The sequence below is a fragment of the Parabacteroides sp. KHUB-02 genome (assembly GCF_056640955.1).
This window is the reverse complement of the sequence record NZ_JBWQEV010000001.1, coordinates 701,472-723,923: the sequence shown is the minus strand read 5'-3', so window position 1 is coordinate 723,923 and position 22,452 is coordinate 701,472. Positions and strand designations below refer to the sequence as shown.

Genomic DNA, 22,452 nt, shown 5'->3' with positions numbered 1-22,452 from the left:
GCTATTTCATTCGTTCGTATACCATACCGGTCCCGGCTGGCTACCCATGACGAACTCCAATGTCGCCCCGCTCATGATTTGCTCGTGGGTGATATAACTCTTATCATAAGGTTGTCCGTTCAGCTTCACGGATTGGATATAAATATTCTCCGCAGAGACCTCGGGAGCCAAAACCGTAAAGGTCTTGCCATTACCTACATGCATCTTCACTTCCGGGAACAACGGGGAGCCGATCTCATATTGGCCACTGATCGGATCAACCGGGTAGAATCCCATGGCGCTAAACACAAACCAAGCGGACATCTGCCCACAGTCCTCATTACCGCAAATACCGTCCGGGGCATTCAGATACAAATCATGTAATACCTGAGCCACGTATTTCTGAGTCTTCCAAGGCTGGCCGACCTTATTATATAAGTAGATCACATGATGGCTCGGCTCATTTCCATGCGCATATTGACCGATCATGCCTGTACTAAAGATAGGCAATTCCTCATCCGATTTGGGGACATAGGTAAACATACTATCCAATTTCTCGGCGAAACGTTCCTTACTTCCTACCAATCCGATCAAACCGTCCAGATCTTGCGGCACGGACCAGAAATATTGCCAACCATTGCTCTCGCAAATATCTTCCGTATAATCATCGGGGCTGAAATTAGCGGCAAAGTTTCCTTTCTCATCACGAGGCTGCATAAAGGAAGTTGCCGGATTGTACACATTATGATAATTCTGTGAACGTTTAAAGAATTTGTCGGCGATCTCTTTCTTACCCATCTTCTCGGCCATCTTAGCGATGCAATAATCATCGTAGGCATACTCCAAAGTCTTCGATAAAGACCAGTTCTCCCATTTTTTCGGATCGCTATAAGCCGGTACGTAGCCCAACTTCTTATAATCGCCGATACCCCGATAGTCATCCCGGTTGGCTGTCGCTATACAAGCCTCCAGCGCTTTCTCGGCATTGAAATCACCGATACCTTTCAGATAAGCGTCTACGATAACGGGCACCGCATGATAACCGATCATCATATTCGTTTCCCAGCCATAAAGGTTCCATAAAGGCAAAGCCCCGTTCTGCTCATAGAACTTCAAGAAACCCTTGATCATATCATTCGCCCGTTCCGGCTCCGTATACGTAAACAACGGATGGGAGGCACGGTAGGTATCCCATAAAGAGAAAGTAGAGTAATTCGTCCATCCGTCCGCTTTATGGATTTGCTGATCCGGGCCGTAATAAGAACCATCCACGTCGCTATAGATCGTCGGGGCGATCATGGAATGATACAAGGCCGTATAGAATTTCACCATATCGTCCGTATTCCGGCTCTTCACCTCAATCTTGGAAAGCTGTCGGTTCCAATTTGCGCTAGCCTGCGCTTGATAGTAATCGAAATCATCCTTCGGGGCTTCCGCACGCAAATTCTTTCCCGCTCCCTCCATGCTGACGCCAGAGATTCCGGTCGTGACAAGGATTTCCTCATCCTTCTTCGTATTGAAATCGAAACGGGCCACATAGGCCGTACCGATCCAACCTTTTTCCTTGGTCACGATAGAAGTCGTATCCATATGACAAGCCACGAAAGGCTTAGAGAAACGGGTCTCGAAATAAACATGCTGCAAGGGAGACCAGCCTTGGGATAGGCGGTATCCACGGATCGTCGTAGAGTCTACCACCTCGATCTTGGAATCCAAGGTAAAGTCCCAATTCATCGCCTTCTTCAAGTTCAAGAATACCGAAGCCTCGGCCTCCGGGAAGGTATACCGCTGGATACCGCAACGCTCGGTAGCCGTAAGCTCCACGTTAATGTTATAATCCTTCAGCAATACCCGGTAATATCCTGCGGAAGCCGCCTCGTCATTATGCGAGAACGTGGAGTAAATGCCTAACGGCGCAGGGGCCTCTTTATAAGGACGGGTCACGGGCATAAAAGAGATATCGTATAAATCGCCTGCCCCCGTACCGGAAAGGTGCGTATGGCTAAAGCCGGCGATCGTCGTATCCGGATAGAAATACCCCGAGATGCGATCCCAACCCGGCAAACCGTTATCCGGGCTCAATTGTACCATACCAAAAGGAACTTGGGCTCCCGGGTAGGTATTGCCGGTAAAATCCGTACCGATCATGGGGTTCACATACTGCGAGTAATCCGCCTCCTGTTTCTTTTCAGGCGTGCAGGCCACGAGTGCCAGCAAAGAGACCGCCAATATAGACATGTGCTTCATGTTATGCAATTCGTTTTGAGTTTGAGCAAACATACATAAATTATTTCGAAAGAGAAACAGTTTACGGGGAAAACTTTCTATTTTCATCGGGGTGAAAATCTTTTTTCATTATGATGAGAATCTTTTTTCATCAAGGAGAAAATCTTTTTTCATCAAGACGAGAATTCGGTGGAATCCTTTAACTTTGTACAAAAACTACGATAACATGGAAGATAAAACATCAACACTTCGTTTGATCTATCCCCAATGGCAAGGTGGGATCGTGAATCATTGGATGCCCGACCTTCCTGCGGACGACGCTTCCAGAGGGTATTACCTTGGTGCTCAATTACTCAATATCCTCGCTCCCCCAAGTCCCCAGAAAACCGTGGAAGTACCCATCTCACTAGATATAAACGATAGGGAAACGGATCTAGGGGTCAGCGCCCGTAAGATTATTCTGAAACAAACAAAAGCGGCCCTTGAATTATTACATGAAAACACTCCGGAAAAGATCGTCACTTTAGGGGGCGAATGTTCGGTGAGTGTCGTGCCCTTCACCTATCTGGCCGCTAAATACCCGGATGATATCGCAATTGTCTGGATAGACGCGCATCCGGATATAAACTTGCCGTATGACGAGTATAAGGGATATCATGCGATGGCCCTTACGGCCTGTCTAGGGATGGGTGATGAGGAGATTCTTCAATTATTACCGGGAAAGTTCAAGATCTCGAATAGTTTAATCGTAGGTTTACGCTCGTGGGACGAGGGTATGAAGGAACGGCAGAAAGAATTAGGTATAAAAGGTTTATCTCCGGAAGAAGTGGCGGCTGATAGCTCGCTTATCCTCGAATGGCTGAAAGGGACAGGTGCTTCCAAGGTTGTCATCCATTTCGATATGGATGTCATTGATCCGGCGGATATGATAGCCGGGGTCGGCGTAGAACCGAACGGGATGAAAATAAACGAGGTAGTACGTGTCATCAATGACATTGCGTCCGAATACGATCTAGTAGGGCTTACCGTCGCCGAACCTATGCCACGGATAGCGATTAAGCTTAGGAATATGTTGAGTCAATTACCACTGTTAAAAGCTTAAGTAATCAGATTGCCGTTCCGGTATTCTGATGGTGAGACTTTCAGCAATCGTTGCACGTAACGGCTGAAAAAGGACAAAGAAGAGAAATTCATATTGTCTGAGATTTCTTTCAATGTCAGGTTCTTGTCTGAAAGCAAGTGGGTAATCCGGGAGATGGTGAAACGGTCTATCCAGTAATTAGCTGTAAATCCGCTTGCTTTCTTACAAACTTCCGTAAGGTATTTAGGCGTAATGCAGAGCCGTGAAGCGTAATAGGATACTTCCCTGTGGTTTCGATAATCCCCCGCTTTTAGCAGATTTATAAATCGCTCCATCAACACGGCATTTTGTTCCGATACAGAAGGAGATTCATAAATTCGTGCATGGAAATCGTAAAGGTCGAGCACGAAAGTTTTAGCCAAACAACCGATTAGTTCGTCATGAAAACGATGCGTATGGTCCGTCAACCGCCTGCGGATAAGTTCAATATCTTCCATAAATATCCGCTGTTCTCGCTCTGTAAGCGACATGATCGGGTTACGGAGTAGTGTCAACTTTCCTATCACGTCATAATCATTTCGAGGGATATTCTTGAATGAAAAACTGTTCGAGATATAAAGTACCGTTACCTGAAAATCGTCGCTTATCTCTATCTTAGATATAAGTTCATTATGAGTAAATATAACGCAATCCCCTTTCCTCATCCGAAACCATTCGCCCGTCATCAGGAATGAAGCTTCACCCTCACGACAAAGCGCATGTGTACAATACCGGTCAAAACTCCCGGAAATCATATCATCGAGGTTGTCAGCAAATAGGATATCCGTATTCATAATCAGTTCTCTTGTTTACAGAGTAAAGATACAGAAAAACACGATATAAAAATAAAATCGAGACTCAACAACCGAAAAAAATGAAAATAGCACCGACTTTTATTTATCGTCATATCCGCTTATCAGACATAACTTTGCGACCACAATTTAAAATAACATTACGATGAACAAAACAGTAAAATTGAACAACGGCGTAGAAATGCCGATCTTGGGTTATGGTGTATATCAAATAGCCCCCGAGGAATGTGAACGTTGCGTATTGGATGCTATCAGCGTAGGCTATCGCTCCATCGACACGGCACAAGCGTACTATAACGAGGAAGGTGTAGGCAAAGCCATAAGTAAATGTGGCATACCTCGCGATGAATTGTTCATCACCACAAAAATATGGGTGACCAACGCCGGAGAGGAAAAGGCGAAAGCCTCCATCGATGAGTCTCTGCGCAAATTACAGACCGAATATATTGATCTTCTGCTCATTCACCAGCCTTTTGGCGACTATTATGGAACATATCGTGCCATGGAAGAGGCTTACCGTGCAGGAAAAGCCCGGGCCATCGGCGTAAGTAACTTTTACCCGGACCGTTTTATCGACCTAGCGGAACATGTAAAAATAAAACCCGCAGTGAATCAAGTGGAAACACACGTCTTCAATCAGCAAGTGAAAGCAGAGGAAATCATGCGGGAATATGGTACACAAATCATGTCATGGGCCTCTTTCGCAGAAGGGCGCAATAACTTTTTCACGAACGGGATATTGACGGGAATCGGACAGAAATATAATAAATCCGTGGCGCAAGTCGCCTTGCGCTTCCTCATCCAACGCAACATAGTCGTTATCCCCAAATCCACGCATAAAGAACGGATGGCAGAGAACTTCGACGTATTCAGTTTTGAACTTTCGGAACAGGACATGAATGAAATCGCGAAGTTAGACAAAGCCCAAAGCCTGTTTTTCTCACATTATGATCCGGAATTAGTACGGTTCATATTGAGCCTAGAGAAAAACAGATAAGCAAGGCCTACACAAAAAGAGGCGTAATCCGTTATGGATCACGCCTCTTTTATATTACATTATTATAACTTTCGGGATTTATTCCTCATTATTATCTTCCTCATCCTCATTCTCCTCGTCTTCTTCCTTCGGGGCTTTTTTCACGAAGAACGCACTCAACTCATACAAACCGTAGAGCGGTAAGAATACGATACTTAACGTAAACGGATCACTACTTGGAGTGATGAACGCCGCACCAACTAACAAGCCGACAACAGCATGCCGTCTGTACTTATGAAAGAACGAGCGGTTTAGCAACCCTATCTGAGATAATAGCCAAGATACCAATGGCATCTCAAATACGATTCCCATCACGAATATCAACATCAAGAAGTTATCCATGTAAGAATCAAGGGATACCTGTTCCGTAATGGCGGCACTCAACTCGTAAGTCGCCAAGAAACGTAGTGTCATCGGGAACACCAAGAAATAACCCACTGAGCATCCGATAAAGAACATTATCGTTCCGAACAAGAATACCCAACGTACATTTTTCTTCTCATTCTCGTAGAGAGCCGGACTTACGAACTTCCAGATCTCCCACATCAAATAGGGGAAAGTCAATAATAACGCCAGCCAGAAAGAACTTGTCATATGCGTGAAGAACTGGGAAGCCAGTTTGATATTGACAATGTTCACATGGAACGTATCATTACAAAAGTCCGGGAGAAAAGAAAAATGAGAACTAATCTTACACATTTCCCGATAGACGATGAAATCGGAGCTACACGGGGCCATCACGACATTATCGAACAGCCACGGCATTACCGAGAACCCGGCTATAGCAAAAACAAAGAGCGCTAAAACAGAACGAAATAAAGTCCAACGAAGTTCTTCTAGGTGATCCCAGAATGACATTTCTTCTTGTTGCATCTTCCTTTACTTCTTTTCCGTATCGTCTAATTTGATATCGTCTTCCAAACCTTTTACACCGTCCTTGAAATTCTTCACACCCTTACCGATACCTTTCATCAGCTCAGGAATTTTCTTTCCACCGAAAAGTAACAACACAACAATGGCGATGATCACGATCTCGCCAGTACCTAAGTTTCCTAAAAATAGTAATTCATTCATGATATTATAATATTAGTCATTAATATTCTCGTTTCTATGGGGGCAAAGATACAATTTGTAATGAATAGTAGCCTCATTATTCCAAATTTATTACCTTTGCACCGTCTTAAAAAACTGAAATTAGAAAAAAATTAGAAAGATGAAAGCGTACGTATTTCCCGGTCAGGGGGCACAGTTCGTAGGTATGGGCAAAGACCTCTACGATAATAATCCTCTTGCTAGAGAGATGTTTGAGAAGGCTAACGAGATCCTTGGTTTCCGTATCACGGATTTAATGTTTGCCGGAACAGACGAGGATCTGAGACAAACCAAGGTTACTCAACCAGCGATCTTCTTACACTCTGTTATTCTCGCGAAAACATTAGGTGATCAATTCCAACCGGATATGACCGCAGGTCACTCATTAGGAGAATTCTCTGCCTTGGTAGCTGCCGGAGCATTGTCTTTCGAGGACGGCTTGGTATTAGTTTCCAAACGTGCCATGGCTATGCAAAAGGCTTGCGAGGCAACTCCCTCTACAATGGCCGCCGTATTAGCCTTGCCGGACGCGACGGTTGAGGAAATTTGCGCAAGCATCAAGGACGAGGTAGTGGTTTGCGCTAACTATAATTGCCCGGGCCAATTGGTAATCTCCGGTTCTATCCCCGGTATCGATCAGGCTTGCGAGAAGTTATTGGCCGCAGGCGCTAAGCGTGCCTTGAAGTTGAAAGTAGGTGGAGCATTCCATTCTCCATTGATGGAACCGGCTCGTACGGAGTTGGCTGCCGCTATCGAGGCTACGACGATCAATAAACCTTCTTGCCCGGTTTACCAGAACGTAAGCACGAAAGCCGAGACTTGCCCGGAAACAATTAAGGCTAACTTGATCGCACAGTTAACCGCCCCGGTACGTTGGACCCAAAGCGTACAAAACATGATTGCCGACGGTGCCACTCATTTCATCGAGTTAGGCCCGGGTGCCGTTCTTCAGGGATTGGTTAAAAAGATTAATAAGGAAATGACTACGGAAGGTATGCAATAATTTACCTTTCAATGTAATAGGATAAAAGTCCGAAAAGGATGGAGGGTGATTTCCCTCGTCTTTTCCGGACTTTTTTATATACGATGATGATTCGAAAAGATCTTGAATGCTAAACTAATCAAAGGCCAACGTTGTTTTATACTATAAACACAATTCAGAATATAGAAAATGGAAACAGTACAACAGAAAAATAGGATTATCCTACTTTGGCCGGATGGAGCGCCCACTAGTAATGGATTGGCCGGCGTAGAATTGGAAGATGCCCCGAATGCCATATCCAATATATCGAATCCTTCCTTATTGGTTTATCCGGCGACGAAGCCAAATGGCAAGGCGATCTTGATGTGTCCGGGTGGCGGACTTTCCAAGATTTCGATCGGACATGAGGGGCGTGATATGGCCGCATGGTTTAATGCGCAAGGTATTACTTATGCCGTATTGAAATACCGGATGCCGAACGGACATAGGGAAGTCCCTCTGGACGATGTTCGCCAAGGTCTCCGCATCCTCCGTAATTACTCGGAAGAGTGGAAGATTACGAAGGTCGGTGTCATGGGTGCCTCCATTGGCGGTTATATCGCCGGGCATGCCGCAATATTCGGGGTAGACGACGCACGTCCGGATTTCCAAATACTCCTTTATCCGGTTATAAGTATGCTACCTCATTTAACGCACCTTAAATCGAGGGAACGGCTATTAGGAGCGAATCCCACGCATGAGGAAGAGGAAGCTTTCTCTCTGGAATTACACGTAAACTCACTGACACCTCCCGCTTTTATAGCGTTGGCTTCGGATGACGAGGCGATTAGCCCGGAGAATAGCGTGCTTTATTATCTTGCTTTACTAAAGAACAAGGTGTCCGCCTCCTTGCATATTTACCCAAAGGGCGGCCATAGTTTTGGGTTCCGGGACAACTTCGTATACAAACGTCAATGGACTGACGAACTGGAGAAATGGCTAAGCACGATTGAATAAATCTCAAAAAAACGGTGCCACACAAGTAAATGCGTGACACCGAAAAAGTATATATAAAACAGACCAAGTAGGTTCGCTATTTAGCGTTCCACCAAAGTGGAGTAGTCGTCAAGTCCGGGCCGCCCAAAAGCTGGAGAGCTTGCGCATAACCCGCTTGATTATTCGTTTGGATATTCGCCGGATAACGATAACGTTTCGGGTAGAAATCCCAACGGCATTCCTTAGAGGTAGCGACCGTCAAAGGAACTTGATTCAATGGGTTGTAATCCTTCTCTACCGCTTGGTTCTCGAAGAAAGGAAGACCTAAACGACGATGATCGCTCCAAGCCTCTTCCGGCAACCAAGGAACTTGCGCTATATATTTCTGGGTGATAATCTTCGTCAGAGCGTCATTATTATAAGCGCCATTCCGGTAGATCGAGTTATGGGGATATTCATACGTACGGCTTTTTACCTCCTTCGTATATGGGTCCGTATAACGGATCGTATACGATTTCGCCTCTGTCGTATGGTCGAAAGCGACGGAAGTACCTACACGGTTGTATTTCTGAGACGATAGGTAATCGCCGACTTGACTCAATAAGCCATGATACTCAAAACTAGCCGTAACACCAGACTCATAATTGGATTTAGCCGTTCCCGGAACTTTCCAGCCTTTCACCGCAGCCTCCGCCAATAAGAAGTAACTTTCCCACGGGCCGAAGAAGACACGCTTATTGGTGCTCATTCGATATTGTTTCGATATAGAGGGATAATTATAATTCTTACCTGTCAGCTCACTTACCAGACCGGCTTTCACGTCCCATTCTCCGGCGACCCAAGTGCCCCACGTATATTTCGGATCGATCGTCAACATATTCTGGGTATTATCCGCCGGATTCTTCAAGTGAACCGGCTTCACCTCGCTGGCCGCACCGATATAATCGGAATAAACCACACCATCATCCCAGCCCACTACACTAAACAACTTCGGGGCACGGGGATCTACATATTGAGGTATACCGTCGAAATAGAAACCGGCGCACGGATCATTCGTCGTCAGCGGGAAGTGCTGGTTCAAATATAAACCTTGATAATCGTATGGATTCTTCAAATGGCTTTTTAAGGAGTCCGGCAACGGAAATTCCTGTCCACCCAAACCAACTACCAAGTTCTTAAACGTCACGGACATCGCCTGCCCATTCCAAGGACGAGACATCACGCTCGTCAGCTCATCCCAACCCTCTTTCTCCTGCACGGAAGCGATATCGGTTGGCTCGGAAATAAATGTCTTAGAGGCGGCATCCTCAAATTCCGCTTTCGCTAAGACAGGATCGACAGCCGAGATACGCATCGCCAAACGCATACGCAAGGAGTTGGCGTACTTCTTCCATTTCGCAACATTTCCCGCATAGAAAGCATCCTCGTTAGCCATAGCGGACATATCCAAGGAGGGGTCCAACGCAGACTCAGCTTCCCGTAACTCTTTCAATATAAATTGATAGATAGCCTCTACACTATCGTACTCAGCCGGTACACCGGAGAAAGCGGCTAACGCTGGGATCGGCCCGAAACCGTCAGCGACTTCCGAGTTCAAGTAAGCACGCCAGATACGGGACATCTGGATTACGTTCTTATAATAGGGATAGGTATCCGCCTCCCCATTGGCAACCATCCGCTCTCCCAGCTGGATCGCTTTGGTCACTTGATTCAGCCAACCTACGGCGTAATCATTACTCAAGTAGATCGTACTATAATCATTGTTATCCGTACCGATCGTAAAACCACTTCCCCTATTGAAACGGGAAGCACGGTCCCAGTACAAGATAAAGATACGCTCGGCTATCTCTGGGTTCATCTGGTTTCCCATGATAGAGGCATTCAGGAACCATTGGGGCTTCACCTTATCCTCTCCCACAAGATTCGGGTCCTCATTGATCTCCTGAAAGTCATTACAGGAAGAAAGAAGAGCGGCCACCGATACCAGTCCGGTAAAAAGTATATTTCTTGTTTTCATCTTCATCATTTTTATCGTAATTCAAATTATCATGTATTCCATTAGAATCCCACGGTTACATTAAACGTATAGGAACGACTGGTCGGCGCGGCTCCATTCTCGAATCCGGTAGCGTTGGTATTCGTGGCGGCAACGGACTCGGGGTCGATACCCGGCAAGTTATAATGGATCATCCAAACATTGTTACAAGTAGCGGATAGACGTACACGCTGGAAAGGCGTTTTCTTCAACATCTGTCGATTGAACTCGTAGCCAAAGGTGATATTACGCAAACGGACATTGGTGGCGCTATAGGTATAAACCTCTGGTAAACCATAATTTCCGGTAGACCCAATACGCTCCCAATAGTTCTGGGGAGTGACGGCGACCGTATTCTCCGCATAACCACTGCCCTGTTGAACCACGGTATTCGGTACCACGAATTCGGCACGATCACCATTCACCACTGTTCCGGCGGCGTTACCCCGGGTATACAGGTTGGAGGCTGTCGCCGAATAGATGCTACCACCGATACGGAAGTCTATCAAGAAGCTCAGGTTAAAACCTTTATAAGAGAAATTATTGGTCCAACCCATCATCCAATCCGGACTCTGGTTTCCTACTTTCGACTTCTCGGTAGAGATCAAAGGCAAACCATCATCACCTACGACGATCTTTCCATAGTGAGGACTATTCTCATCGGTCACACGCATAAAGGTCTGCCCGTAGATCTCACCATAATAACCACCTACCGGAGCTACGATCTGGATAGCGTCGAACGTCTTTATATCATATAGATTCACGCCCTCGTATAATTCTTTGATCTTATTCCGGTTCAAGGAGAACTGCGCCGTAGAGCTCCAGCTCAATCCGGCGGGATTGTCTAGAATCGTACCGTTCAAGGAGATCTCCAAACCCTCGTTCTGAATGTTACCCGCGTTAATCTTACGGGAAGCATAGCCGGAGAACGGATCCATCGGTAAATCTAGTAACTGGCGGGTAGCGTTGGACTTATACCAAGCGGCATCCAAACCTAACCGGTTATTGAAGAAACGGATATCGAAACCGGCTTCCCATGACTTAATCAACTCACTACGTACGTCCGAGTCATAAAGTACCTTACCCGGTTTCGCCGTCGTATTCCCGTTGGGGTCCTTGCCTACAGAGTAGAAGTTATATAATTGATACGGGTCCAAGTCGTTACCTACCTCAGCGAAGGAGGCACGTACCTTAGCGAAAGAGAACCAATCCGGCATGCTTCCGCCAATCTTCGGCAACATATCAGAGATCACCGCGGAGAAGCTGACAGACGGATAGAAATAAGAGCGGTTGGCTTTCGACATCGTAGACGACCAATCGTTACGTGCCGTAACATCCAAGAACAGATAACCATCCCAGTTCAACTGCAACGACCCGTACAAGGAATTCATACGACGGCGGATCAACTCGGAAGTGACTGTTGGCTTATTCACGCCATTATTCAGCGAGAACAAGTTCGGTACCAACAACTCTCCGGCAGAAGCGTTCATCTTATTACGCTGCTGGAGCATCAAGTTACCACCGAAAGTAACGAAGCCTCCCAGCCGATCGATCAAGTTATCCTTCCGGGCCGTAGCCAAGAAACTGAAGTTATTCTCATAGAAGGTCTCCGATCCCTCGGTATACAGACCTCTCGGACTGGTATTACCACCGGCATATACTTTCTCGCTCTTCGTCGTGGTATAATAATCCGTACCACCTCTCAACTCAATATCGAACCAATCGGTCGGGGCATATTTCAAGGAGATATTTCCTAACAAACGGTTACGGGTATCCTCGTTCTGGCGATAACGGGTCACCCAATAAGGGTTCTCCTGCGGATTCTTGGAGGCGTCATACCAAATCATATTGCCTTGCTCATCCACGTCATCCTCAAACTCACGGATATTCAAGGAACGAGGCAGGTTATAGATCGTATTGAAAGCGTTCGAGGGATTCACGCCCTGAATCGGGCGGTTATGTGCGTTTTGATTGATATAATTCACCTTGGCATCTACTTTCCACTTTTCCGCCTCATCTAGGAAAGTAGTGGCACGCAAGGTAATATTCGTCTTGTTTAGTTTTGAGCGTGGGGTGATGCTAGCATCGTCGGAACGGTTTACGGAGGCGAATACCGCCGTACCCTTTATGTTCTGCTGGAAGCTGACACCCTCGTTAAAGGAGGTTCCGGTACGGAAAAAAGCGTCGATATTATCATATGTATGCAGAGGGATTTGGTTGCCTCTCCAATCGGTTACCATTTGTCCCGTGGCTTTCGGTCCCCAGCTAAGGCGGGATTGGTTATCGTAAACGCCCACGGAGCCTTGTCCGAAGTCGTTCTGTAAATCAGGTTTCAGGAAAATCGTCTCGGCGGTGATACCGGCGTTGATCGTAATACCGAGTCCCTCGTTCTTACGTCCGGACTTGGTAGTGATCAAGATCACGCCGTTACCGGCACGTGAGCCATAAAGGGCGGCGGCGGAAGCACCCTTCAATACCGTCATGGACTCGATATCTTCCGGGTTGATATCCGAAAGACCGTTACCCATATCCGCTCCGGAGTTACCCCATACATCATCCACGCCACCGGTGAAGTTATCCATCGGGGTACCGTCTACGACAATCAAGGGCTGGTTGCTACCCGTCAATGAGTTATTACCACGAAGTACGATCTTAGAAGACCCTCCTACGCCATTGCTTGAACGAACGATCTGCAAACCGGAAACCTTACCGGAAAGGGAGTTCGCCAAGTTCGGCTCACGGGAGGCCAAGAGGTCATCCCCTTTCAACTCCTGCATGGCATAACCCAAGGCTTTCTTATCCCGTTTCATACCCAAGGCGGTCACCACCACCTCATCGAGTTTCTGGGTATCTTCCACGAGTTTAACCGTAATCTCGGACTGGCCGGTATACGGGATGTCTTGCGAGGTATAACCGATAAACGATATCTGTATGATATCCCCTTTCTTCACGTTATCCAAAGTAAAATGCCCGTCCAAGTCGGTCATAGTACCATTGGTAGTTCCTTTCACGATTACGGACGCCCCGGTAACGGGTCCTAAGGCATCCTCAACTATTCCCGACACCTTTGCGTTTTGCTGTGAAATGTCAACCTTCGGAATCCCGGGCATAGGCGTGGCGTATAAGTTTCCCGAGAACCCAAGCGCCCCTACCAACAGGATTAAGCTGACTGGTCTGAATCTTTTCAACATAACTACTGTTTTTTGTTTATTTTGATAGACAATGTTTTAGTTTTTGCGTCAACGAATGTCATTTATCCTGTATAAACATAAAAAGGGCAGATATGTTTTGAGTTTAACATATACAAGAGTAACCGGAGAGAGATGAGTATCACTCCGGTATCTCAGTAAACCAGGAAGGTCGTGAGTTTAGTGACAAGTGATTTTAGGAATGGACAATATATATATACTGCGTTGCCCCAATAATATATACTGCGTTGGTCAAGTAAGATATACTACGTTTATTAGAATGCCCATCATAAGCACCTTTCGACCGCAGTCGGCAGGGGCTTACGATGGGCATTGTTAGATGCTTATAATAGCGGTCGGCACAAATACACAAAAACAGGGGCTTTTGACACACCCTCTTTCATATAAATCAATGTTTAGCCCACCATAGCGGAGTAGAAATTAAATCAGCTCCACCCAATAGCTCAACAGCTTTCATATAACTATCCTTACTATTGATTTCCATATTCGCTGGATAGCGCAGACGTTCTTGATAGAATTCCCACTTACATTCCTTACAGTTAGCACGAGTAAGAGGCAACTCGTTACTAGAAACGTTATAATCTATCTCAACAGCTTGATTCTCAAAGAAAGGCAAACCTAAACGACGATGATCAGACCATGCCTCTAAAGGTAACCAAGGAACCTGTGCCAAGTATTTTTGCGAGATTATCTTTGTCAGCTTATCATTATTGACCGTACCATTCTTATAAATAGAATTTTTCGGATAAGTATAAGTAGTAGTCTTTTTCTCACCAGTATAACCATCTACATATTCAGCCGTATAAGACTTTGCTTCCGCCGTATGATCAAAAGCGACAGAAGTACCTACACGGTTATATTCCGTAGAACTCAAATAATCATTTAAGAACTCAGATACACCGTGATATTCAAAGCTAGCTGCTATACCAGCCTCATAATGAGATTTCGCACTACCAGACACGTTCCAACCATACAACGCAGCTTCAGCCAATAAGAACTCCGTCTCCCACGGCCCAAACCATACACGCTTATTCGTACTTTCACGATATATCTTGGATAAAGAAGGATAAGTCTTACTTGCTCCTGTCAATTCGCTGGTTAGCGCTGAGTATTTATCCCATTTTCCAGCAACCCAAGTATTCCAAGTATATTTCACGTTCAACTCCAAATATGTCTTATTGTTATCCTCAACATTTCCAGTAGCAGGATCCGCTAAACGAGCCTTATCAGCCAAACCGATATTAGAGAAATAAACAGTACCATCATCATATCCCGGAATATGAAACAACTTAGTAGCACGAGGATCAATCTTTGAAGGAAGAGCATCAAAGAAATAGCCTGCAGCCGGATCATTCGTAGAAACCGGTAAGTGTTTTTCTAATCGAAGGCCTAGATAATTACGAGCATCTTTCAATACCACATCCTCTTTTATCGCCGCAGGAACTTGGAAATCGATTCCTCCTAGGCCAATCATCATATTATTAATGGTGACCGAAATGGGTTGGGCATTCCAAGGACGAGACATCACACCATCAAGATCAGTCCAACCGCCTTTTTCTTGCACCTGAGCAATTTCATCTTGCGTAGTAATAAAATTATTCGTCGAAGCGGCATCCTCAAAAGCAGCCTTTGCTTTAGCTTGATCTACAGCAGATAAACGCATAGCGTAGCGCAAGCGTAATGAGTTCGCATACTTTATCCATTTAGAGGCATCACCATCATAGAAAGCATCCGTTTTCTCTGATGTAATAGCGCTCATATCCGCATTTACATCTATCTTGCCAGCGGCATCTTTCAATTCAGAAATAATAAAATCATAAATATCTTCTATACTCTTATATTCTACGATACCATCAAAAGCGTTTGCCGGAGGCACAGGACCAAAGTTATCAGCCAATTCAGAGATGACATAAGCCCGCCAAATACGAGACATCTGTAGCAAATTGTTCTCATAAGGATACTCCGGATTGGCGGCACGTTCCGTACCAATTTTCACGGCCATATTAACATTGTTCAGCCATCCCACTCCATAATCAACGCCAAAGTAGTCCGTATTATAATCATTATAATTCGCACCTGTAGCTAAACCACTACGACGTTCAAAACGAGCCGCACTTTTCCATTGATACACGAACACACGCTCTGCGATATGCGGGTTCTGCTGTGCCCCCATGATTGATTTATTCAGTAGATAAGATACTTTGATCGCACTTTCATCTACGGCATTCGGGTCTTTATTTATTTCCTCAAAGTCGTTACATGCAGTAAATAAAACGGCTAATGAAGCTAACCCTATTATTGTTCTTTTTAATGTTTTCATACTTAAAATCATCTTTCTTATTAGAAACCAACTGTTACATTAAATGTGAAAGAGCGAGAAGTCGGAGCTGCCCCATTCTCAAAACCAGTAGCATTGGAATTTGTAGCCGAAATAGATTCCGGATCAATACCTTCCAAATGATTTACAATCATCCAAACGTTATTCGCCACGAATGATACACGTACTTTCTGTAATGGGGTTTTCTCTAACCATTTTTTCTCAAAATCATAACCAACGGTAATATTACGTAGACGAATATTAGTAGCATCATATAAAAATGCCTCACCCACACCGATATTACCTCCGGCAGCACGTCCCCAGTACAATTCAGGAGTAACAGCATTAGAATTTGCCGTATAACCACCATTTCCATCAGAAGTCACTGAATTCGGAACTACAAATTCCTCACGGGTTCCATTTATAACGGTACCTGCGGCATTACCTGCCTTGTACAAATTAGCAGTGGTCGCTGAGTAAATATTTCCACCAATACGAGCATCAATCAAAAAGCTCAAAGAAATATTTTTATAAGAGAACGAGTTAGTCCATCCCAACATACAATCAGGCTGTTGATTCCCCAGATAATAATCATCTGAAGTAACTAATGGTAAACCTTGAGCATCTACAATAATTTTACCAGCATGTTCCCCACTTTCAACACGTTGGAATTTTTTACCATAAATATCGCCATAATAACTACCCGTACGGGCTACAATCTTTAAATCATCAAAAGTCTTGATGCCATATTCATTTACTCCTTCATACAAATCTATGATTTTATTTTTATTGAAGGAAGCATTCAATGTTGTTTCCCAATTTAAGCCTCTAGGATTCTGCAAAATAGTACCATAAAGCATTAATTCCACACCTGAATTTTGAATATTACCTGCATTGATCTTACGTTTGGAATAACCAGAAAATGGATCCATTGCCAAATCTAGCAATTGGCGGGTAGCATTAGATTTGTACCAAGCCGCATCAATACCTAATCGATTATTGAAAAACTTCAAATCAATACCGGCTTCCCAAGATTTAATCAACTCTGAACGTACAGAAGAATCATATAAAGTAGTTCCTAGAGCTGCAGTTGGGTTACCATTTGGATCTTTATCAACCTTGAATACAGTATACAATTGATATGGATCAAGGTCATTACCTACTTCCGCATAAGAAGCACGAACCTTAGCGAAACTCATCCATTCCGGCATTGTACCGCCAACCTTTTCCACCATATCTGAAATAACACCAGATAAGCTAACCGAAGGATAAAAATAAGATTGGTTTTCTTTACTCATAGTGGAAGACCAGTCATTACGAGCCGTAATATCCATAAACAGCCAGCCATCCCAGTTCATTTGCAAAGAACCGTAAATAGAATTCATCTTGCGCTGTACATCCTCAGATGTATGCGTCATATTATTCTTGTCAGCGGCATTAGACATCGCAAATAGATTCGGGATCAATAAATCACCCGTACCAGCCTCTAATTTCTTACGGCGTTGCATCATCAAGTTTCCACCCACGGTCACAAAACCACCAAACTTGCTAAAAAGGTTATCTTTCTTAAAGGTAGTCAAGAAACTATAGTTGTTCTCATAAAAAGTCTCCGACTTCTCAGAGTAACGCCCTTTCGGATTCACATTACCACCAGAATATACCTTATTTGTAGTCGTAGTCGTATAATAGTCCGTACCGCCTTTTAGCTCGAGGTTCCACCAGTCCGTTATCTTATAAGAAAGAGAAATTGTACCTAACAAACGATTACGAGAGTCTTGATTCGTTCTATAATCTTTAATCCAATACGGATTTTCTTGGGGAGTACTCTCGGTATCCCACCAAATCATATTTCCATTTTCGTCCAAACAGTTCTCCAGATCCCTAATATCCAGCGATCGTGGTAAATTATAGATCGTACTAAAGGCATTCGATTGGTTAATACCTTGGATTGGACGATTCTTTGCGTTATTATTTAAATAGTTGGCTTTTGCATCTAATTTCCATCTTTTATCCGGACCGAACTCGCTTGTTCCACGCAAAGTAAGAGACGTTTTATTTAATGATGCACCCGGAACGATGCCCTTATCATCAGAGCGATTAATTGAGGCGAATACCGCCGTCCCATCATAGCTCTGCTGAAAAGATACACCTTCATTGAATGAAGTTCCTTTCTGGAAATAAGCATCTATATTATCATAAGTATACATCTGGACTTTCTGCCCATCCCAGCGATCAATTGTTACGGAACCATCGGCAACAGGCCCCCAGCTTGAACGGTCTTTCACATTATATATGCCATTTGTACCCTGACCATACGTATTCTGTAATTCTGGTTTCAAAAACATGCTTTCCACTGTAACTCCGGCATTTACAGTAATACCTAATCCACTTTGCTTTTTACCCGATTTCGTCGTAATCAAAATTACGCCATTACCTGCACGAGAACCATATAACGCGGCGGCTGAAGCTCCTTTCAACACGTTCATGGATTCGATATCTTCCGGGTTGATATCTGACAAACCATTACCCATATCCACGCCGCTATTACCCCAAGCATCATCAACTCCTCCAGTAAAGTTATCCATTGGAATACCATCGACAACAATCAACGGCTGATTAGATCCAGTTAATGAATTATTACCACGCAATACAATTTTTGAAGAACCGCCAGGGCCACTACTAGAACGAACTACCTGCAAACCCGATACTTTACCAGATAACGCATTCGCAATATTACTTTCCCGTGCATTTACAAGTTCGTCTCCTTTCAATTCTTGCGTAGCATATCCCAACGCTTTCTTCTCACGCTTGATACCCAAGGCCGTAACCACGACCTCATCCAATTTCTGGGTGTCTTCCGCTAATTTGATAACGCCTACCGGCTTACCGGTATACGTAAGCTCCATGGTGGAGTAACCAATGAATGAGATTTGGATTACATCACCATTCTTGACGCCATCCAAGGTGAAATTACCGTCCATATCGGTAATCGTTCCATTAGACGTTCCTTTCACGACAACAGACGCTCCGGTCACTGGGCCGAAATCATCTTCCACTGTACCTGTTACTTTCCCGTTTTGCTGGGAGATAGAGGTACCTTGCTCAACAGGTGCGATGTTGGCATACATGCTTCCCGAGAAGCATAACGCACCCGCACATAGAATTAAGCTGACAGGTTTAAAGTTTTTCAACATAACTGATGGTTTTATTGATAAATAATTAGACAATGTCTTGGCGAAACATTTGTCTTTTAAAATTATTCACATACATACACTCACTCCTGAGTTCTAGCGTAATTAAGTTCAAATAAAAAATGGGCTAACTATCGGAGTCCTACATGAACTTTTCTTAAGTAGAAGTTGTTTTATTTAGTTGGCGCCAAAATACCTAGCACATTTTATATCGGAGGCAAAGATATGAAATATTCATTACATTGTGTTATTATAATTAAATAAATCCTCCCTTATTTTTTATGTTTTACAATATAAAATTAGAAATATAAACGATTTTAAGTTAAAATCGACTTGAGTTCATGTAGAACTAAGTATCTGCGGTAAGATATGAAATTACAGTAATTCAAGCGTTTTTTCAGAATATAAAAGCAAGCCAGCTTCATCGGCAAAGTAAGTTAATTAAAATGCCAAAGTAAGTTAACTTACTTCGCCGATGAAGTTAACTTACTTTTATTAGATATCTTCTATTGAAAAAGACGTATAATCTCTAAAAATCTTTCTCATTCGCCATATACCACATATTAAGGAACGAGGCCTTCGTGATATTCACCACCTTGTCCCAATTAATCCGGTCGGCATGGTCGCTCGGTTGATGGTAATCCGGATGCCCGTCGGTATGATACCAGATAATAGGGATACCTATCTTAGCGAAGGAACCGTTATCACTCCCTCCTACCGGGTTATCCCACGGACGATAATCCGGTGCCAGATTCAAGTTGTATTTCTTGATATCGTTCTTCAGCCAATCGCCGAAAGCAGGGTGCGCCTCTGTATAGAAATAAACCACATGGGTAGGCTTCGCCTCGTTATTGTTACGGCCGATCATATCGAAATTCAAATATCCTTTCACGTTCTTTATCTCTGGAAAAGACTGAACGAAGGCTTTCGATCCGAGAAGCCCTTTCTCCTCACCGTCCCAGAAAGCGAATATAACGGTTCGCTCCGGTTGCTGGCCCGTGGCAAGGAAAGCCCTCGCTATCTGCAAAACGGCAGAGACTCCGGAGGCGTTATCGTCCGCCCCGTTATAGATCTGGTCGCCATCCAGCATCGGGTCGATACCCAGATGGTCATAGTGAGCGCCGACAATCACGATCTCGTTCGGGTTCTTGCCCTCTATCTTACCCAAGATATTATTCAAGGAAAGTTTCTGGAAAACACCGGTTTGCTTGATAGCCGCTATGGAATCCGGCTGCACCTGCCAGCGGGCCCCTCTCTTCTGGCGTTCCATATGGTAAGCCTCAAACGGATGGTAATAAGAGTCTCCTACAGGGTCGATACCCAATGATTTCAGGTTCGCCACGATATAATCGCCCGCTATACGGCCTCCACGGAAACCGGCCTCACGGCCCTCCAGATCATCATCGGCCAAGAAACCGATATGCGCCTCGGCGGTCGATCTATTTATCACGTCCAAACCTTTCTTCTCCGGACTTTCCGCCCAAAGAGCCGTACTTAATGCCAGCGACATTAAGAGTAATCCTGCTTTTTTCATCGTTTTTGTGTTCAAATGATTATTGTTTTAGCTTTTTCATCCACAAATATAAGTAATTTCCCTGATACGCGAAGGAGGAGGAAAGGAAAGGGCACAAAAAAAAGGCTCACCCGGCCGTATCGCCAAAGGTAATCCTCATTTCCTATCTCTCACCATTCCGTTTTGAACGGAGGTAAGAGATGACATCTAATTTATTTCTTACTTTAATTCTTTACTTAAAAAAGACGCGGTCTTTTAGTTCTTATCCGCATCTACACTCATTTCGCTCATAAGGCGACGGATCTCAGCGTTTAATCGCTGACTCATGGCACCATTGCCAGCTGACTGGTAACGATCTGCTTGATAACGCAACATCGCTAAAGCACGAAGGCTTTTCTCATTTTCTCTCATCATCATAATCTTTTTGTTTTACGCTTCCCACGCTTGGAAAGCCGTTAATAAATAATCCTAAAACGATCTTTCTTTCTTAATTCGTTACAAAGATAACCATTTTATCCGAAACAATGTTGTAGAACATAATAAAATATTTCATTTTTTCGATTATTTATGAATTGTGCAAATAAGTCTAAATACGCCGGGGATTACTCCACCGGCGTTAATTCACCTGTAACAGAGTCTATTACAAACCCTCTTACCGTTATATCCGACGGAATCAGCGGATGATTCCGAATTTGCTCCACGGTCTCGTGCACGGAAGCCTCGGAGGTCTCGAATCCCCGCAACCACGACTCGAAGTTTATACCGCAATATCGGATCATATCTATTCGTTCCTGCGGAATTCCCCGCTCTTTCATCTTTTCGATCATCTCGGAGCTATTCATGTGCTTGGCTCCGCAATCGGTATGCCCGATTATCATTACCTCTACAACCCCAAGCTCGTAAATCGCCACCATCAAGCTCCGGATAACGCTTCCGAAGGGGTGGGATATGATCGCCCCCGCGTTCTTTATAATTTTCACGTCTCCATTCTTGATGCCCAAGGAGGCGGGTAGCAACTCGGTCAGCCGGGTATCCATGCAAGACACGATGGCGATCTTCTTATCGGGATATTTATTCGTGATATACTTCTCATACCCCTTGTTCTTTACGAACTCACGATTATAGCTTACCAATTCATCAATCATAGCGTTTGTGATTTAGCGTTATTAAACTGTTTATTTATATAACATCGAAATGTCTTAAAGCGTTCATGACACCATCGTCATCTACGGAGTCGGTCACGTAATCCGCCGCCTCTTTCACCTCGTCGCCGGCGTTACCCATGGCTACCCCGATCCCGGCGTGGCGAAGCATGGCCATATCGTTGCCTCCATCGCCAAAAGCCATCGTCTCGTGGAGCGAGATCCCGTAATACTCGATGATCTTATCGATCCCTACCGCCTTACTGCTCCCCCGCGGCACGACATCCGCAAATAGCGGGTTCCAGCGAGTAGCCTCGCAATGCGGCAAGACGGACATGATACGTTCTTCATGGCCGGGAGAGAAAAAGGCTATCAGCTGGTATACTTCCTTACCCCCGTTGCCACGCAAAGGACGCAAGGGAGGATGAGGGAAGTCTAGCATGTCGTAAAGCTGTCGCACAGAATCATCCACGTAGTTCTGGTAAATCCCATCTTCCTCCACCAAGGCGCACGGGAACGCCTCCTCATTCTCTTGATAGCGGATCAACGCCTCTATATCCCCCGACGGGATATTATGTTTATAGATAACCTTATCTTTTCCGGCCAAGCAATATCCTCCGTTCAAGGTAACATAGCCATCGAACTCTTGCGTCCCGAGGTTATTGATAGATTGCAACTGGCGGCCGGTAGCGATGAAAACCTTGATTCCCTTTTCTCGCAACAGGTCCAAGGCCCGGACCGTGGAGTCCGGTAGTTTATGCGTCTTGAAACTTACCAACGTACCGTCAATGTCAAAAAATACTGCCTTAATCATACTTATACC

Annotated in this window: 16 protein-coding genes; 4 read left to right on the top strand and 12 right to left on the bottom strand. The window is 44.6% G+C overall.

Going from position 1 to position 22,452, the window contains the following annotated elements:
• Window positions 1-6 precede the first annotated feature (6 nt).
• Entirely contained in the window at window positions 7-2,259 is a 2,253-nt protein-coding gene (locus tag ACYIA1_RS03275) for a GH92 family glycosyl hydrolase (RefSeq protein ID WP_480334355.1), read from the bottom strand.
• Window positions 2,260-2,431: 172 nt separating this feature from the next.
• On the opposite strand from ACYIA1_RS03275, the gene ACYIA1_RS03270 reads away from it, so the two are divergent.
• Window positions 2,432-3,307: an arginase family protein gene (locus ACYIA1_RS03270; RefSeq protein ID WP_413639431.1), complete on the top strand. Its 876-nt coding sequence runs from the start codon at window positions 2,432-2,434 to the stop codon at window positions 3,305-3,307.
• On the opposite strand, the gene ACYIA1_RS03265 is transcribed toward ACYIA1_RS03270, so the two are convergent.
• Complete coding sequence (locus ACYIA1_RS03265) at window positions 3,304-4,119, bottom strand: helix-turn-helix domain-containing protein (protein WP_034532280.1); 816 nt, start codon at window positions 4,117-4,119, stop codon at window positions 3,304-3,306. The two genes, ACYIA1_RS03270 and ACYIA1_RS03265, sit on opposite strands and share 4 nt — an antisense overlap.
• A 163-nt stretch (window positions 4,120-4,282) precedes the next feature.
• On the opposite strand from ACYIA1_RS03265, the gene ACYIA1_RS03260 reads away from it, so the two are divergent.
• Window positions 4,283-5,134, top strand: coding sequence for an aldo/keto reductase (locus ACYIA1_RS03260; protein WP_413639430.1), 852 nt, complete (start codon window positions 4,283-4,285; stop codon window positions 5,132-5,134).
• 78 nt (window positions 5,135-5,212) lie between these two features.
• On the opposite strand, the gene tatC is transcribed toward ACYIA1_RS03260, so the two are convergent.
• Together tatC and ACYIA1_RS03250 are read right to left on the bottom strand one after the other, a co-directional pair.
• Complete coding sequence (gene tatC / locus ACYIA1_RS03255) at window positions 5,213-6,046, bottom strand: twin-arginine translocase subunit TatC (protein WP_036610364.1); 834 nt, start codon at window positions 6,044-6,046, stop codon at window positions 5,213-5,215.
• A 6-nt stretch (window positions 6,047-6,052) separates the two neighbouring features.
• Window positions 6,053-6,247, bottom strand: a complete 195-nt coding sequence (locus ACYIA1_RS03250) for a Sec-independent protein translocase subunit TatA/TatB (RefSeq protein ID WP_005858259.1) — start codon at window positions 6,245-6,247, stop codon at window positions 6,053-6,055.
• 139 nt (window positions 6,248-6,386) lie between these two features.
• Here ACYIA1_RS03250 and fabD point away from each other — a divergent pair, with 139 nt between their 5' ends.
• Window positions 6,387-7,268 carry an ACP S-malonyltransferase gene (gene fabD, locus ACYIA1_RS03245; protein ID WP_480334351.1) on the top strand — a complete coding sequence of 294 codons (882 nt, stop codon included), beginning with the start codon at window positions 6,387-6,389 and terminating at the stop codon, window positions 7,266-7,268.
• Window positions 7,269-7,436: 168 nt separating this feature from the next.
• On the top strand, window positions 7,437-8,243 hold the full coding sequence (locus ACYIA1_RS03240; RefSeq protein ID WP_044545812.1) for an alpha/beta hydrolase: 807 nt from the start codon (window positions 7,437-7,439) through the stop codon (window positions 8,241-8,243).
• A gap of 76 nt (window positions 8,244-8,319) precedes the next feature.
• On the opposite strand, the gene ACYIA1_RS03235 is transcribed toward ACYIA1_RS03240, so the two are convergent.
• The 8 genes from ACYIA1_RS03235 to ACYIA1_RS03200 all read right to left on the bottom strand — a co-directional run bounded on the left by ACYIA1_RS03235 (window position 8,320) and on the right by ACYIA1_RS03200 (window position 22,443).
• Window positions 8,320-10,239 (bottom strand): SusD/RagB family nutrient-binding outer membrane lipoprotein, encoded by a 1,920-nt coding sequence (locus ACYIA1_RS03235; RefSeq protein WP_480334349.1) that lies wholly within the window; start codon window positions 10,237-10,239, stop codon window positions 8,320-8,322.
• Between the two features lie 41 nt (window positions 10,240-10,280).
• Window positions 10,281-13,448, bottom strand: coding sequence for a SusC/RagA family TonB-linked outer membrane protein (locus ACYIA1_RS03230; RefSeq protein WP_005866149.1), 3,168 nt, complete (start codon window positions 13,446-13,448; stop codon window positions 10,281-10,283).
• Between the two features lie 406 nt (window positions 13,449-13,854).
• Window positions 13,855-15,786 (bottom strand): SusD/RagB family nutrient-binding outer membrane lipoprotein, encoded by a 1,932-nt coding sequence (locus ACYIA1_RS03225; protein ID WP_008774163.1) that lies wholly within the window; start codon window positions 15,784-15,786, stop codon window positions 13,855-13,857.
• Window positions 15,787-15,806: 20 nt separating this feature from the next.
• Window positions 15,807-18,977, bottom strand: coding sequence for a SusC/RagA family TonB-linked outer membrane protein (locus tag ACYIA1_RS03220; RefSeq protein ID WP_005866145.1), 3,171 nt, complete (start codon window positions 18,975-18,977; stop codon window positions 15,807-15,809).
• A gap of 526 nt (window positions 18,978-19,503) precedes the next feature.
• On the bottom strand, window positions 19,504-20,508 hold the full coding sequence (locus ACYIA1_RS03215; protein ID WP_122144167.1) for a M28 family metallopeptidase: 1,005 nt from the start codon (window positions 20,506-20,508) through the stop codon (window positions 19,504-19,506).
• A gap of 234 nt (window positions 20,509-20,742) precedes the next feature.
• Window positions 20,743-20,904, bottom strand: coding sequence for a hypothetical protein (locus ACYIA1_RS03210; RefSeq protein ID WP_005858277.1), 162 nt, complete (start codon window positions 20,902-20,904; stop codon window positions 20,743-20,745).
• Window positions 20,905-21,089: 185 nt separating this feature from the next.
• Complete coding sequence (locus tag ACYIA1_RS03205) at window positions 21,090-21,632, bottom strand: beta-class carbonic anhydrase (RefSeq protein ID WP_005858279.1); 543 nt, start codon at window positions 21,630-21,632, stop codon at window positions 21,090-21,092.
• Between the two features lie 34 nt (window positions 21,633-21,666).
• The gene (locus ACYIA1_RS03200) at window positions 21,667-22,443 is read right to left on the bottom strand and encodes a Cof-type HAD-IIB family hydrolase (RefSeq protein ID WP_005858281.1); all 777 of its coding nucleotides are present in this window, start codon (window positions 22,441-22,443) and stop codon (window positions 21,667-21,669) included.
• Window positions 22,444-22,452 lie beyond the last annotated feature (9 nt).